Here is a 14732-nt window from a genome sequence, read left to right as displayed (position 1 = left end):
TATTGGGTCCTTATTTTGTTTTTGAGATTTTAAAGAGATAGTTTATTCCGGGGTTTAAATAATCAAGGAGTTTGCTTTCTTTTAGAAAATATTCAGGCTTAAATATTTGTTGTGAGTGTATTATATAAACCACGATTGCAATTATTCCAAAAGCTTCAAGTAGGCCGAGTACTAAACCTAGTATTCTATTGAAGAATAATAATTTAAGTTGGCTTATTATTGATTCTATTAAGGCTTGTAGTATTAAAAATCCTATATGTATGAGCAGAAAAAATACAAGTAAGGCTTGAATGTAAGATAGTTCAATAATAGGTTCAACCAGTCTTCTAAATTCTTCAGTTTTTTTGTAAAGTAATAGTATTAAAACAAAAACCTCAGCAAATCCGCTAATTTCTTTAATAAATCCTCTTAAAAATCCTCTAAACCCCAAAGATGTAAAAATTATTATTATTAGTATATCTACTATTCCGGTTATTTTTACAGGATCGTTTATTATCATTTAGATTTTGTCTCCTTAATATCTTTTATTAGTAATTTGGCTATTAAAGTTGAAGAATGCTTATTATTGAATTTTTTGATATTTGTTTTGAGAGAGTTGATTTTTTCTTTATTTTTTAAAGTTTCTTTTATAATTTTCAAAATATTTGTATTTAAAATTTTATCTTCATCTATATAAATGCAAGCATTTTGATTTTTTAGTAATTTTGCATTTTTAATTTGATCTCCTCTAGAGCCTTTTTTAAATGGAATCAAAATTACACATGTGCAAGCATTTGCAAATTCCTTTATTGCTCCAGCACCAGCTCTACTTATTATTATATTGGAAAATTTAACTATACTTGCCATTTCTTCTGCATTAAAAAATTGCCTTCTCAGATAATTATCTTCTCTGAGATCATTTAAGTTTTTTCCTGATTGATGGATAAAGTAGATTTCAGCATCCTTTTTAATACAGAGCGCAAGGTTGTTTAAAGCATTAGCGCCAAGAGATCCCCCAAGTATGCTAACAATTGGTTTGTTAGTATTTTGAGTTAATTGTTTGATTATTTTTGGATTTGGGATTAAAAATTCTTTTCTTATAGGAGATCCTGTATAAATAATTTTTTTGTGGTTTTTAAAGTATTTTTCACTTTCTTTAAAGCTTGTGTATATTTTATTTGCGAATTTAGAGTTAATTTTTGTTGCAAGTCCAGGATCCAAATCCATTTCATGGGTTATTCTTTTTATTTTTAGCAAACTAGATGCAATAATTGTAGGAGTTGATACAAATCCTCCAGTTGCATAGACAATTTGAGGGTTATATTTTTTTAAAACGTAGAAGCTTTTTATTATTCCAAGTATTACTTTAAAAAAGTCAGTAAAGTTTTGAAAAGAAAAATAGCGTCTAAGTTTTCCGCATGGAACTGAAATAAATTTAATATTATTTTGTTCGTTTATTAATTTTTCTTCTATTGAATTTTTTTTACCTATCCAAAAAAATTCAATTTCATTGTCAAATTCTTTTAATTTTTGTATTATGGAAATTCCTGGAAATACGTGACCCCCAGTTCCCCCTCCTGTAAAAAATATTATTTTTTTATTTGACATATATTTATTTACCTATAAAAACAATAAAGACTTGCTTTGTAACAGATTTTTATACATGTTATTTTAACAATATATTACAATGCAAATATTGCCTTTGTAATAAAAAATCGATTCAATCTTTTAAATTAAATTTAATGAAATTAAAATTTAAAATGTATTTTTTAAAAAATTTTCAATTTGAACCCCCTCTTTTTTAAAAACATTTTTTTTAATTGAGTCTTTTATTATTAAGTGAATAGCTTTTGTTGTTTTTTCTAGAGCCTGTTCCATTTCGAATTTTTCCAAGTATCCTATAAGTAAGCTAGTAAATAAATCTCCTGTTCCACTGAAATTTTGTTCTAATTTTTCTAAAAAAAACTCTGAGTATTCTTTGTTTTTAGGATTGTAGCAGATGTTTCCTAAAAGATCTCCTTTTTTGACGCTTGTAACAACTACTATCCCTTTTGTATCAAGATTTAATATTGCTTTTATGATATCATCTTTGTTGTTAAGTTTTGAGCTTTTGCTTAGCATTTCAAGCTCTGTGATATTAGGTGTTATTATGTTTGCGTACTTTATGATTTTTCTAAATCCACTAATTATTTTATTATTAAATAGAGGATAAATTTTTCCATCGTCAGCAAATACAGGGTCAATTATAATTTTTTCAAATTTTATCAATTTAATTATTTTCTTTATTATTATTTGTTGTGTTTCACTTCCCAGAAATCCTGTATAGAGCATGTCGAAATGTTCATTTTGTTCTTTCCATGTTTTGATAAATTTTTCCAAATGATTAGTTAAATCAACTATTTCAAATTTTTTATAAGCTGTGGAAGCAGAAAGGACAGCTGTTACGAAAGGACACACTTGAATATTAAACGAAGATATTACGGGTATGCATATTGTAAGAGATGTTCTTCCCATACTTGAAATATCATGCATTGCTAAAACTCTTTTCACTTCGCTATTTTCTCCTCTTATATTGGTTTTTATAATTTTCTATTCTTGAATTTGCTTCAGTTTCGATTGGGCTTTCTCCGTATTTTAAGTACATATGAAATCCAAGTCCCGCAATCATTGCTCCATTGTCTGTGCAAAGATCAAGAGGAGGGTAGTAAGTTTGTATTTTAAGCTTATCTATTTTTTCCCTTAAGTATAAGTTACTTGCAACGCCGCCTGCTATTACCAATTTGTTGATTTGAGTATCTTTTATTGCTCTTTTTAGTGGTGTAATTAGATTTTCAAAGGCAGCTTTTTGGAAGCTCGCAGCTATATTGTTTTTTGTTGTTGGATTATCTTTGTTTTTGAATTTTTCGAGTTGGTGTATGCAAGCTGTTTTTAGTCCAGAGTATGAAAAATCATACCAGTTTTCTTTTTTTCTAAAGTTGGTAACTGGAAATTTAAATGTGTTTTCATCTCCATTTTTAGATATTTGTTCGATGTTTGGACCTCCCGGAAATCCCATATCATAATATTTTGCTACTTTATCAAAAGCTTCTCCGCAAGAATCATCTAAAGTTCTTCCAAGTATTTCAACATCATCGAAATTTTTTTGTTTAGCAATCAATGTATGTCCGCCGCTTAATAATAATGATATAAATGGATATTCTATTTTTGAATGCATTAAAGGGGCATAAAGATGGCCCAAGATGTGGTCAATGCAAATAATAGGTTTTTTTAATGAAATTGCTAGACCTTTGGCAAAGTTTAATCCAACTATTAAAGACCCAATGAGTCCAGGTCTAGATGTTACAGCTATTAAGTCAATTTCAGATATTTTAGTGTTTGCCTTTTTGAGAGCTTTTATACAAACAGACATAATGGCTTCAGTATGAAGTCTTGAGGCAATTTCAGGTACTATGCCGTAATATTTTTTATGTTCTTTTTGATTTAATTTTATATTGCTTAAAATACGAATGCCGTTTTCTACTACAGCTATGCAACAGTCGTCACAAGAGGTTTCTATTCCAAGTACTTTCATCTGATTGATTCCTCGTAAAGATTTAATAAGTTGTCAAATTCAAATTCTTGGTTTAAATTAGGTTCTTCTTTTTTGAGGACTTTTAGTGTATTTTTAGACCAAATGTGCCCGATTACTTTTACTATTCCATGCTTTCTGGCAATATTTTTTGCTTTTTCAAGTTCCTTGACTACGGCTTCTTCTGTGTCTTTATTATCAAGAAATACGTCTCTTTTTTCTACTCTAACTCCAATTTCTTTACCTATTGTTTCTGGTACGCCTCCCGCAATAGTCACGCTGTCGAAAAAATATCTGTCAATCTCTTTAAGCTTTATTAAAATGATTTTCATCAAATCTTTATTTGAAGTAATTAAACTACCCATGTGGTTATTCATTATTTTTATATCAGGATACATTTTAAATGTTTTTTCTATTTTTTTATGTATTTCTTCCTTTTTATCTTTTATGTTTATATGAAATTTTTCTATTGAATTTCTATGTTTTGATTGCATTGGGAAATGTATTATTACTTTTTTGTTATTGTTTTTTAGTTTTTTGTATAAACTCATTGATTTTGGTAAAAATGGAATAATTGCATAATTTATTTCAAGGTTAAGTTTTATAAATCGTTCTAACATAAATTCATCATAACCTACGTCATCAATTATTAAGTAAAACTTAGGCTTAATTTTGGCTTTTTTATTTTTTATTATTAAGCTGTCTGTTTGTATTTTTTGGAACTCATCTTTAAGTGGTGCATTTGCAACTTTTGAATTATTGTTAAAATAGAAAAAATTTGTAAATGCCTGAGTTCTTGCAATAACAATAGAAATTATAATAAAAATTACAATAATAAACTTGTTTTTTTTAACATAAAAATAAACATTCATGACCACTGACTTAAAAGTAGATCAGAACATGTCATGAATGTCAATCTTAATTTATCTCTTCTTTTAGTTTTTTAAGAACTCTTTTTTCAATTTGTCTTACAGTTTCTGATGATATTCCAAGTTCTGTTGAAATATCTTTTAAGGTGCTTTTTTTTGGACTATTGTCTAGGTTGTATCTTTTTTTGATTATATATCTTTCCTTTTCGGTCAATTTTGTTTCAAGTATATAATTCAAATGTTTTAGAGTTGAGTCTTGTTCAAGAGTAATTTCAGGATTAAAAGAATTGTCCTCGTATAGATTTAAAAGTGTTGAATTTTCAGATCCCTCTATTTCTTTGTCCAGAGAATATTCTTTTTCAAGATAAGGAATAATTTTAATATATTGGGAAGGAGATAAATTGAATCTTTTCATTATTTCTTCTTTTTTGGGCGATTTTTCTTCTTCTGTTAAGTATTTATTTATTTGTAGTATTAGATTTTCTTTTCTGTATGGGACTTTTACTAATCTAGTTTTAGTGTTTAATGCTCTTTGTAGCGATTGCTTAATCCAAAAAGATGCATAAGTTGAAAATTTAGTGTTTTTATTCGGGTCATATTTTTCAGCAGCTCTTATTAATCCTAAATTGCCCTCTTGAATTAGGTCTTCAATTTTTAGTCCTTTTCCCGTATATCTTTTTATTATTTTCAAAACAAGTCGCAAATTTGCGTTTATCATCTTGTTTTTTGCTTGTGCGCTGCCTCTTTGTATTTGTCCTGCAAGTTTAATCTCTTCTTCGTGAGTAATTAGCTTATGTTCTCTTACCGATTTTAAATATATGTTTAAATCTTCGTTGCTAAATATGTTCATAGTAGTATATTTTTCTCCCCTTTCTTGAATATTGTGATTAAGTTTTTACTACTTAACTTCTTTAACTTCCATGCAAAAATTGTGCCAATTTAGTTTAATAATATCTTTAAATTAAATTGGCTATAATTTTTGAGGTGAGGAGTGTTTTCGAATTATTTATTTTTCTGCAATTGATTGTAAATCAAATTGGCAATTCCAAAGCTTTGAGATTGTGCTATTTGCTTGGCTCTTTGCTCGTAAAGCATGTCTTCAAAAATTTCTTCTACTTGGCCTCCGCTTAGCAGATTTTGATCTTTGTTAAGAGTTTTTTTCATGCTATCAAGCATTTGCTTGATAAATATAGCTTCAAATTCTAAAGAGGCTTTTTGAAGTTCTTCGTTTTTTTTAAAGGATTTTTTTATTTCTATGGGATTTTTAAAATTATTTATTTGATTTTTAAATTTTAGATTTTGTGAATTAATTTTAGTTTCCATCAACTTCCTCCAAGATAAGTTCTCCATTTAATTTATTGATTTTTTGCGCAGCCTGAATTATTTGAATTAATTCTTTATTACTAAGATTGTTAGAATTTTTCAATAGAAATTCGTTTAATTTCATTGAATTTACTTGAATTGTTATTTTATTATTACCGTTTAAAATATTTCGGTTGTCTTTTTCAATGGAAAATGTAAACTCTCCTATTTTAGCATTTTCACTTGCTAAGATAATACCATTTTTTTTGTCTATTAGTATCTTAGGATTAGTTTCTATTTTAATATTCTCGATCTCTTCTAATAAGCCTATGTTTTTCACTTCTATTTCTATTGTGCTCTCCGATTTAATTTTGTTGTTGATTTTTTTAGAGGTCAATATTTTATGAATTCTGTTTGTTAATGTATAATTCCCTTTTTTAAGAATTATATTATAACTGTAATTAATATCTTGATCCTCATTTATTATTATACTGTCTAGAGTGTATCCAGAACCTTTTAATTTGTTATTAGTCTTTATAATTCCTGATGCAATTGCTATTATTTTTCCCTCTTTATTTTTAAGATTTGTTTTTAAAAGTATTCCATTTGTTAAATCTTTTGAGTCTAACATTGGTGCAATGCAAGTTTTATGTTTTGAACCCTTGATTGTATTGCCTTTTACTTGGAGGCTTACACTTACTAGTGCGATATTTTTGCTTTCTATGTTATTAAAGCTTATTTTATCTATTGTATTATTTTCTTCTAAAATTTTACTTATAAGGTCTTTTTGTTTTAAAGAGTCTCCTTTTCCAGCAAGACCTGCTACTATTCCAATACCTGTTAAAAAATTTGTGTTGGTAGGGCAAATATTAGCAATTTCTTTTAATTTTATGCTTTCAGACATTTTGTTGTTAAATGATTGTTCTGTGTTTAATCCTGTTGAAGCTTTATTTGTTTGGGCTAATAGACTTGTTGTAAATGCAATTAACATTAACATTAGTTTGTTCATTCTTTACCCTATTGATTTTATTTATTTTAATATCTATTATTTTATATCAATTATTGCAATTAATGAATTTTTTTGGCAAATTGCTAATTAATCTTAAAATTATTAAATTGACAAAATAAAGCATTATTCTTTTTGTACGTTATTTAATCGTATTTCTTCATTTTTGATTGTGTTGCGTATAACTTTATATTTACTATTATTTAATTCATTTAGACTTAAAACATCATTTATTCCAGTTGTGTTTATTTTGTATTTAAAGTAGATATTATGCTCATTAAGGATTTCATTTTTTTTTAGATTTTCTTTTGCAAATGCAATAGGCTCAATTATATCAATATACATGTTAACGTAATTGTGTCTTTTATAGCTTTCAAAGTTTTTTGCATAATAAACTAGAGTTTTTTGAATTGGAATATTTTTGTATGAGTTATTGCTTTTTACTTTAAATTTTATTTTTTTGAAAAATTTATCGTCTATGTTTATTTCAGATTCATCAAAGTTGAATTGAAGTATGTAGATATTTTCATTTGATAAATTTTTTGTGATGTAATAAATCATTTCAAAAATTATTGATTTTTTATTTAAATGCGGAGGAATATATATTTTTGATAAGTTTTGATTATTGCATATTTTTGAATACTTTCTTGAAAAAAAATATGCTTTACTAGGAGTAATGTTGAAGCACAAATCATGAGCAATGCTCATAATTGAGTTTGTTGTTAAGAATAAAATAAAAATAAAGAAAAAATTATTTATTTTTATTGCCTTTTTAAATTATTTGCGATTCCTAACATATTGTCAGAAGTTTGGATAGTCTTTGAGTTTATTTCATAAGCTCTTTGAGCTACTATCATTGTTACCATTTCTTCAGCAATAGATACATTTGACATTTCAAGAATGCCTTGTCTTAATATCCCCATGCCTTCGCTTCCTGGTATTCCTGCTATTTCTTGGCCTGATCCAGCTGTTTCTTTGAATAAATTGCTTCCAATAGCACTTAGTCCTGCAGGATTAACAAATCTTGATATTTCAATTTGTCCAAGTTCTATTTGTTCGTTGTTGTTATTAATTTTTACCGACACTATTCCTTGCTCAGATATTGTAATTGAGTTTTGGATATATTCTTCTGGGAAGAATATATTAGGCAGCAATTTGTATCCTTGACTTGTTACAAGCTCTCGGTTAGAATCGATTTTAAATGACCCATCTCTAGTATACGCATAAGTTCCATCAGGTAAAAGAATTTTGTAAAATCCATCTCCTTCAATAGCAACATCAGTGAGTAAATTAGTGGATTGCATTTTTCCTTGTTCAAATATTCTCTGAGTAGCAGCAATTTTTGTTCCATGGCCAACTTGATTTCCAAGCGGTCTTAAAGTATTTTCAGTTGCAGGAGTTCCTGCTCTGTTTTGGGTTTGGTAAATCAAATCTTCAAATTCTGCTCTTATTTTTTTAAATCCTGTAGTATTCACATTTGAAAGATTATTGGCAATTGTGTCTACATTGTATTGCTGTGCAGTCATTCCACTTGCTGCTGTCCATAATGCTCTCATCATAAAATATGCTCCTTAATATTTTCCAATTTCATTTATTAATTTTCCTAAAAGACCGTCTTCAGTTTGTATTGTTTTTTGATTAGCTTCGTAAGCTCTATTGATTTCAATCATTAAAACCATTTCCTTAATGGCATTAACATTGGAAGCTTCGAGTGCTTCTGTTTCGATTTTAGGCCTTAATGATATATCAATTTCTTGTGCTTTGCCAGATGTTTTTGTATCAATCCATAAAGAATTTCCTTGTTTTTTGAGAAATCTGGGATTTTCGAAATTTACAATTCTGATGGTATCAAGCAGTTCGTAATTTTCCCAAGAATTTTCACGTTCGCTAACAAGTCTTTTAGGGTTTGGTTCAAAGTTTGAATTGTAAAAGATTTGCCCTTGGGGCGTTATCTTAAAATTATTTTTTTTTAAATATATATATCCCTTTTCTCCAAGAACAGGAAATCCGCTTTTTGTAACGAGGATTCCCTCTTTTCCAATAGTAAAAGAACCATTTCTTGTATATCTTTCTCCATCTGAAGTTTGTATTACAAAAAATCCTTGATCAGTGAGCGCCAAATCTAATGGATTGCCAGTGGTTTTTAATGGGCCTTGTTCAAATATTGTATATATCTCATTTTCTTCAACTCCTGTTCCCAGTTTACCTACAATAGGAGCTGTTTCAAGATGCCCTTTGGGAAATTTATAAAGGCCATCATCATTTAGTCTTCTTATTAGCATTTCTGGAAATGCTTTTTGAATGGACAAATCTTTTTTATACCCAATAAGATCTATATTTGCCAAATTGTTTGACACTACATCAAGCTTGCGCCTTTCTGCCATCATTCCGCTAGCAGCTGTATAAATTCCTCTTATCACGAATTAAATCCTTAAAGACAATTAACTTTATTAATACTACCATTAATTGTCTTATATAACAATTAATTGATCTATTGTTTTTTTGCTTAATTATTATATTTTTTGGGTCAACTTTTGTTTAGGTTTTTACCTTAATAATTAAAATTTATAAAATAAGTTGTATAATGATTTTTGTGGCTAATTTTTCAATTAGCCATCTTAAATGAGTAATTTTAAAAAAAAGAACTATAGTTTAGAATTATTAGTTTTAAGGAGAATTGATGAATAGGATTTTGTCAAAGTTTTTTTTTTGTTTTGCAATGTTTTTATTTGCAAATTCAGAAGATTTAAATGAAAGTAAAATTATTAATAAGGCTGAAAACCTTAATTCTGGAGATGAGGTTTTAGGATATTGGGTTGGGTATGATGATGTAAGTAAAATAAAAAATTCTATTATTTATATTTATAAATATAATGAAGAAGTTTATGGACGAATTTTAATTGTAATAAAAGATGGTAAAAAGTATGATACTAAAAGTCCTTCAGGAGACACTGTGGTTGGGTTTGAAAATCTTGCAATAGAAGGCCTTGATTTTATGTGGGGGCTTAAGTATTCTCCTTCTTTTAAAAAGTGGGATAGGGGTAAAATAATAGATCCTAAAAACGGCAAAATTTATAATTCTGAAATGAGCGTTGATAGTAAAACCGGGAATCTTATTACTAAGGGTAAAGTTTGGATTTTTGGCAGAAGTAAAATTTGGACAAGAGCTGAAGTTGATGAAATACCAAAAGTAGACTTGCATAATCTTGTTCCAGCTCCTCCTTTAAAAGAATAAATTTGGTTTTTGTTTTTACTTTACTATTTTGAAAAAAATACATAAGCATATAGATGGGATAAGTAGGTTTATGAAAAATAAAGCAGAGTATTATGATCAATTTATTACAAAAGTACCCGATTTTCCTAAAAAGGGTGTTCTTTTTTACGATATTACTAGTGTTTTGTTAAAACCCGAAGTTTATACTTCATTAATAAATGAGGCATATTCTTTTTATAATTTTAAAAAAATTGATTGCATTGCAGTTGTTGAGTCTAGGGGATATTTAATAGGCGCTCCTTTGTCTTTAAAAATGCAGCTTCCTCTTATTTTAATTCGAAAAGAGGGTAAATTGCCTAGAGAGGTTTTTAGCGAAGAGTATGAGCTTGAATATGGTTTTGGGAGAATAGAGGTGCACAAAGACGATGTTAAAATGTATTCCAATATTCTTTTAATAGACGATATATTAGCTACTGGTGGAACTTTAAAATCATCTGCAATTTTGCTAGAGAAATCCGGAGGCAGAGTTAAGGATATTTTTTGTTTTATTGAGCTTTGTGGTATTAATGGCAGACACATCCTTAAAGACTATGAAGTTAATTCCCTTGTAAGGTACAATTAATTTAATGCTTGACTTTTCTTTTTTATTAAATTTACAATATTTAGTTGAGGTAATGTAATGTATGCATTGGTAGAAATAAATGGCAAACAATATAAGGCTATTGAGGGCGAATTTTTAAAAATAGATAAAATTTCTCCTATTGAAAAAGAGAAGTTAGAATTTAATAGCGTTTTGCTTGTTAGTAAAGATGGAGAGATTAAAATAGGAAAGCCTTATGTTATAAATTCTCTTGTTAGGTGTACCTATAAAGAAGACAAAAAAGATAAGAAGGTTATTTCTTATAGATATAGAAGAAGAAAATCAAGCGAGAGAAAAGTTGGACACAGACAAACCTATTCTTACATTTTGGTTGATGAAATAGTTTCTTAAGTTTATTGATTGATGTTTTAGTAAAAGTAAAAGATGATGTAATCATTTATCTTTTAGCCAATGGGCATGCTATAAGTAAGAATAATGTCAACGTTGTCTGTTCTTCTTTTTCTTTTATTTTGAGAACCTTTTTCAGTGTTCTTGATCTTGAGGGTGAGGCTTTTATTGTAAAGAATTCAAAAAGAGGTTATTTAGAATTTAAGTCCTTTTTTAAGGATTTAAGTAAAGAAAGCCTTTTTTATTATAGCAGATTTTTAATTAGAGGCATAAATGATTTGTGCTTTGAGTATCCTAATGATATTAAATTAGTTTTGGAGGAAAATTAATGGCAACAAGTAAAAGTGGTGGTAGTTCAAAAAATGGGCGAGATTCTATATCTAAACGACTTGGAGTTAAAAGAAGTGGTGGTCAGTTTGTTAAGGCTGGAGAAATAATTGTTAGACAAAGAGGTACGAAATTTCATAAGGGTAAAAACGTAGGTCTTGGAAGAGACTATACAATATTTGCACTTTCATCTGGTAAGGTAGAGTTTAAAACTTTGAAGGGACGAAAATATGTAAATATTATTTAGTATGTAACTAATATTTAGTTTTAATTTTTGAAAAATTGGAGAAAGTTTGTATAACTTTAAGGACTCTGTAAGCATAACAGTAGTTTCAGGCAATGGCGGTTCTGGGTGCGTTTCTTTTTTGCGTGAAAAGTTTAATGCAAAGGGCGGTCCGGATGGTGGAAATGGTGGGAGTGGCGGGAGTGTAATTTTCAAGGTGAGAGAAAATCTTCGCACTTTATCTTCTTATAAAAATGGTCATGTGCTTTGTGCTAAAAATGGTAAACCTGGAATGGGCTTTAAGAAAAGTGGTGCTAATGGTGAAGATTTAATTCTTTTTGTTCCCCCAAATACAGATATTTATAATGAAGATGATGGAACTCTTTTATGTAGGCTTGAAAAATTAAATGACGAATTTGTTATTTTAAAAGGCGGTAGAGGCGGTCTTGGTAATTGGAATTTTAAAACTTCAATTAGAAGGGCGCCAAGGTTTGCTCAACCTGGAGAATCAGGCATTAACTTAAATGTGCGTCTTGAGCTTTTTTTGGTGGCTGATATTGGACTTGTTGGTCTTCCTAATGCTGGTAAATCTTCTCTTCTTAATAGAATAACTTCAGCAAAATCTAAGGTTGCAAATTATCCTTTTACAACAAAGATTCCTCATCTTGGTGTACTCAGATATTCTTATGATAATTTAATAATTGCAGATATTCCGGGAATAATTAAAGGTGCTAGCTTTGGAGTAGGACTTGGGACTAAGTTTTTAAAACATATTACTAAAACTAAAATTTTAGCTTTAATAATTGATATTTCTGAAGCAAATTTTTTAGAATCATATAATATTCTTTTAAATGAATTAAAATCTTATAGCTTTGATCTTTTTAATAAAAAAAAAATTATTATTGCCAATAAGCTTGATTTGGATAGTTCTAAGAAGAATTTTGATTACTTGATAAAAACCTTGGGAAAAGAAAAGATTTTGGGCATTTCTATTTATGAGAACAAAGGGATTGATGAACTTATTAAAGAATTTTTTATTTTGGCTAAAACTTTTTAATAATAACCGATTTTATTGTTGGTGTTTTTATTTTTAAGACTTGGTTTTTGGATGTCAAATTCATTTGTTTAGGGAAAAATAACTTATGAGAATTGCAATATTAGGAGGCACTTATAATCCAGTTCATATTGGACATATTTTTTTGGCTAAAGAGATAGAGTTTTTATTAAATATTGATAAGGTAATATTTATTCCTACTTGTAATCCTGCTCATAAATTGATTGGGGGGGATGTTAGTGTTAAAAATAGAATAGATATGCTTAAGCTTGCATTAGAAAATGAAAATAAAATGTTTGTAGACGATTGTGACATAATAAATGGCGGAATAACTTATACTGTTGATACTGTTTCTTGTGTTAAGAAAAAATATAAAAACGATAAGCTTTTTTTGGTTATTGGCGATGATCTTTTTCAAAATTTTGATTCATGGAAAGACCCCCAAAGTATTGCAAGTTCTATTGATCTTGTTATTGCTCACAGAATTTACAAAGAGAGGCTAAAAAGTTCTTTTAAGCATATTTATGTAGACAATAAAATAATACCGATCTCTTCGTCAGAGATTAGAAATAGAATTGCTAATGGATTTCCTGTTAGCTATTTACTACCCTTTGGTGTGTTAAAATACATTAAAGATAATAATTTGTATGTTAAAAAGGTAAATATTTGAGGAAAGATTTAATTTTTTTGCTTTTAATTATTCTTATAATAGCAGGTGTAGTAATTTTTTTTATTAGAAGTTCTAAAAAAGAGTTGGTTTATTTTGAGCTTAATACAAAGAGCAATATTAGTTTTTTGTTTCTAGTAGAAGATCTTAACAAAAACCTTGTAAGTATGCAAGAAATTTTTATTAATATAAAAACAGGAAATATTGGATTTTTAGATATTCCAATTCATACTGGATATGAGGATTTAAAAGGTAATATATCTTGGTTTAAAGATCTTTATAAAAAAAATTCTTTTAATAAATTTTTATCTAAAATTTATACACAACTATCTCATGAATCAGATTATTATATTCGTTTTCAAAAAGAAAATTTTGTTAAACTCATTGATTACTTGGGAGGAGTTAGGCTTCTTGTTAAAAACCCAGTAAAAGTTTATAGCTTTGAGGATTCTATTTTAATACCTTCTGGTACTTCTAATTTTGATGGTGATAAAGCATACGATTACTTAAGATATTTTAACAATGTTAATCAGTTTGAAGAGAGAGTTGAGTTTTTTAAAGAGTTTTTTAAAAAACTTCTTTTTCAAATTTCAGATTTTGGCATTGAAAATGACAATTTTTTTAAAATATATTCCATGTTAGATACTAACCTTTCAGAGGTTGTTTTTAAATATATTGTTAAAAATTATAAAATAAATAATAATAAAATTATTTCTATTAATATTAAAGGACAAGAAGAGATTTTTAAGGATAGTGATAATAATTTAATAAAGGTGGTTTTCCCTTATTATGGGGGCGCTATTTTAAAAGAATCTGTTGATAAATTGAATAAAGAGTTGGTTAATGAAGGTGTAGAAGAGATAGTAAAGATTGTTGTTTTAAATGGAACAAAAGTTGCTGGGCTTGCAAAAAAAACAGCAAATATTTTTAATTCTTTAAAATTTAAAGTTTTAAAATTTGGCAATGCAGATAAAAATTCTTATAAAAATACCTTGATTATAAATAATTCGGATAATTTGGAAATGGCTGTTAGAGTTGGGGAAGTAATTAAAGCTGTAAATATTAAGCCAATTTCTGAAGTTCAAACTAAAAGATTCTTAGAGCTTGATAACTTTGATATTAATCCCGATGTAATAGTTATTTTAGGAGCTGATTTTGATGGAAGATATGTTAAAAGCAAGTGATATTAATAATTTATGCAAAATAATAAGCGATTTTAATGGAATTGACGTTATAGGTATTAATGTTAGTAATATTTGCAATTGGACTGATTTTTTTATAATAGCTACCTTTGTATCATTTAAGCAGATGGAAACTTTGTATTTTGATAAGATAGTTAAATTTTTTAAAGAAAAGAAAATTAATTTTAATGTTCAAGGGAAAGGATTGGTTTATGACTGGTCTGTTGTTTCGGGTGGAAATTTGGTAATTCATCTAATGAGCGAAAAGGCTAGAGAATACTATGAGCTTGAAAAAATATGGTCCAAAGGAATTATGATTTATACTTAATTACTGTTTAATTAAAAAAACTAAAA

20 protein-coding genes are annotated in these 14732 nt (G+C 27.9%); 9 read left to right on the top strand and 11 right to left on the bottom strand.

Annotated features, from left to right (window positions below; all coding sequences use genetic code 11):
• Positions 1-10 precede the first annotated feature (10 nt).
• The 11 genes from DB318_RS00560 to flgF all read right to left on the bottom strand — a co-directional run bounded on the left by DB318_RS00560 (position 11) and on the right by flgF (position 9144).
• Entirely contained in the window at positions 11-499 is a 489-nt protein-coding gene (locus tag DB318_RS00560) for a CvpA family protein (RefSeq protein WP_151060407.1), read from the bottom strand.
• Positions 496-1587: an undecaprenyldiphospho-muramoylpentapeptide beta-N-acetylglucosaminyltransferase gene (murG, locus tag DB318_RS00555; RefSeq protein ID WP_151060408.1), complete on the bottom strand. Its 1092-nt coding sequence runs from the start codon at positions 1585-1587 to the stop codon at positions 496-498. Before murG ends, DB318_RS00560 begins: the two co-directional genes overlap by 4 nt.
• Positions 1588-1734: 147 nt before the next feature.
• Positions 1735-2529, bottom strand: coding sequence for a PfkB family carbohydrate kinase (locus DB318_RS00550; RefSeq protein ID WP_151060409.1), 795 nt, complete (start codon positions 2527-2529; stop codon positions 1735-1737).
• Positions 2530-2533: 4 nt separating this feature from the next.
• On the bottom strand, positions 2534-3550 hold the full coding sequence (gene tsaD / locus DB318_RS00545) for a tRNA (adenosine(37)-N6)-threonylcarbamoyltransferase complex transferase subunit TsaD (protein ID WP_151060410.1): 1017 nt from the start codon (positions 3548-3550) through the stop codon (positions 2534-2536).
• Positions 3547-4419, bottom strand: a complete 873-nt coding sequence (locus DB318_RS00540) for a divergent polysaccharide deacetylase family protein (protein WP_151060411.1) — start codon at positions 4417-4419, stop codon at positions 3547-3549. The genes tsaD and DB318_RS00540 overlap by 4 nt, the downstream gene beginning before the upstream one ends.
• A gap of 46 nt (positions 4420-4465) precedes the next feature.
• Positions 4466-5266, bottom strand: a complete 801-nt coding sequence (rpoS, locus tag DB318_RS00535; protein WP_151060412.1) for an RNA polymerase sigma factor RpoS — start codon at positions 5264-5266, stop codon at positions 4466-4468.
• A 152-nt stretch (positions 5267-5418) separates the two neighbouring features.
• Positions 5419-5739 carry a rod-binding protein gene (locus tag DB318_RS00530; protein WP_151074115.1) on the bottom strand — a complete coding sequence of 107 codons (321 nt, stop codon included), beginning with the start codon at positions 5737-5739 and terminating at the stop codon, positions 5419-5421.
• Positions 5729-6727 (bottom strand): flagellar basal body P-ring protein FlgI, encoded by a 999-nt coding sequence (locus DB318_RS00525; protein WP_151073670.1) that lies wholly within the window; start codon positions 6725-6727, stop codon positions 5729-5731. The genes DB318_RS00530 and DB318_RS00525 overlap by 11 nt, the downstream gene beginning before the upstream one ends.
• A gap of 123 nt (positions 6728-6850) precedes the next feature.
• Positions 6851-7432, bottom strand: coding sequence for a hypothetical protein (locus tag DB318_RS00520; protein WP_327786609.1), 582 nt, complete (start codon positions 7430-7432; stop codon positions 6851-6853).
• Between the two features lie 53 nt (positions 7433-7485).
• Positions 7486-8283 (bottom strand): flagellar basal-body rod protein FlgG, encoded by a 798-nt coding sequence (gene flgG, locus DB318_RS00515; RefSeq protein ID WP_151060415.1) that lies wholly within the window; start codon positions 8281-8283, stop codon positions 7486-7488.
• A gap of 12 nt (positions 8284-8295) precedes the next feature.
• Complete coding sequence (gene flgF, locus DB318_RS00510) at positions 8296-9144, bottom strand: flagellar basal-body rod protein FlgF (protein ID WP_151074114.1); 849 nt, start codon at positions 9142-9144, stop codon at positions 8296-8298.
• 260 nt (positions 9145-9404) lie between these two features.
• Here flgF and DB318_RS00505 point away from each other — a divergent pair, with 260 nt between their 5' ends.
• The 9 genes from DB318_RS00505 to rsfS all read left to right on the top strand — a co-directional run bounded on the left by DB318_RS00505 (position 9405) and on the right by rsfS (position 14706).
• Positions 9405-9959, top strand: coding sequence for a DUF2147 domain-containing protein (locus DB318_RS00505; RefSeq protein WP_151060417.1), 555 nt, complete (start codon positions 9405-9407; stop codon positions 9957-9959).
• Positions 9960-10029: 70 nt separating this feature from the next.
• A complete protein-coding gene (locus DB318_RS00500; RefSeq protein WP_151060418.1) occupies positions 10030-10560 on the top strand; it encodes an adenine phosphoribosyltransferase in 531 nt (176 codons plus the stop codon).
• Between the two features lie 57 nt (positions 10561-10617).
• Complete coding sequence (rplU, locus tag DB318_RS00495) at positions 10618-10929, top strand: 50S ribosomal protein L21 (RefSeq protein WP_151060419.1); 312 nt, start codon at positions 10618-10620, stop codon at positions 10927-10929.
• A gap of 5 nt (positions 10930-10934) precedes the next feature.
• Positions 10935-11255: a ribosomal-processing cysteine protease Prp gene (locus tag DB318_RS00490; RefSeq protein WP_151060420.1), complete on the top strand. Its 321-nt coding sequence runs from the start codon at positions 10935-10937 to the stop codon at positions 11253-11255.
• Entirely contained in the window at positions 11255-11500 is a 246-nt protein-coding gene (gene rpmA, locus DB318_RS00485; protein ID WP_004791364.1) for a 50S ribosomal protein L27, read from the top strand. Before DB318_RS00490 ends, rpmA begins: the two co-directional genes overlap by 1 nt.
• Positions 11501-11546: 46 nt before the next feature.
• Positions 11547-12533: a GTPase ObgE gene (obgE, locus tag DB318_RS00480; protein ID WP_151060421.1), complete on the top strand. Its 987-nt coding sequence runs from the start codon at positions 11547-11549 to the stop codon at positions 12531-12533.
• A gap of 85 nt (positions 12534-12618) precedes the next feature.
• Complete coding sequence (gene nadD, locus DB318_RS00475; protein WP_151074113.1) at positions 12619-13200, top strand: nicotinate (nicotinamide) nucleotide adenylyltransferase; 582 nt, start codon at positions 12619-12621, stop codon at positions 13198-13200.
• Entirely contained in the window at positions 13197-14381 is a 1185-nt protein-coding gene (locus DB318_RS00470) for an LCP family protein (protein ID WP_151060423.1), read from the top strand. Before nadD ends, DB318_RS00470 begins: the two co-directional genes overlap by 4 nt.
• On the top strand, positions 14356-14706 hold the full coding sequence (gene rsfS, locus DB318_RS00465) for a ribosome silencing factor (protein ID WP_151074112.1): 351 nt from the start codon (positions 14356-14358) through the stop codon (positions 14704-14706). Before DB318_RS00470 ends, rsfS begins: the two co-directional genes overlap by 26 nt.
• The last annotated feature ends 26 nt before the right edge of the window (positions 14707-14732 follow it).

Origin of the sequence: [Borrelia] turdi (genome assembly GCF_008828755.2) — a bacterium.
Classification (GTDB): domain Bacteria; phylum Spirochaetota; class Spirochaetia; order Borreliales; family Borreliaceae; genus Borreliella; species Borreliella turdi.
This window is presented reverse-complemented; position numbering and strand designations above follow the sequence as displayed.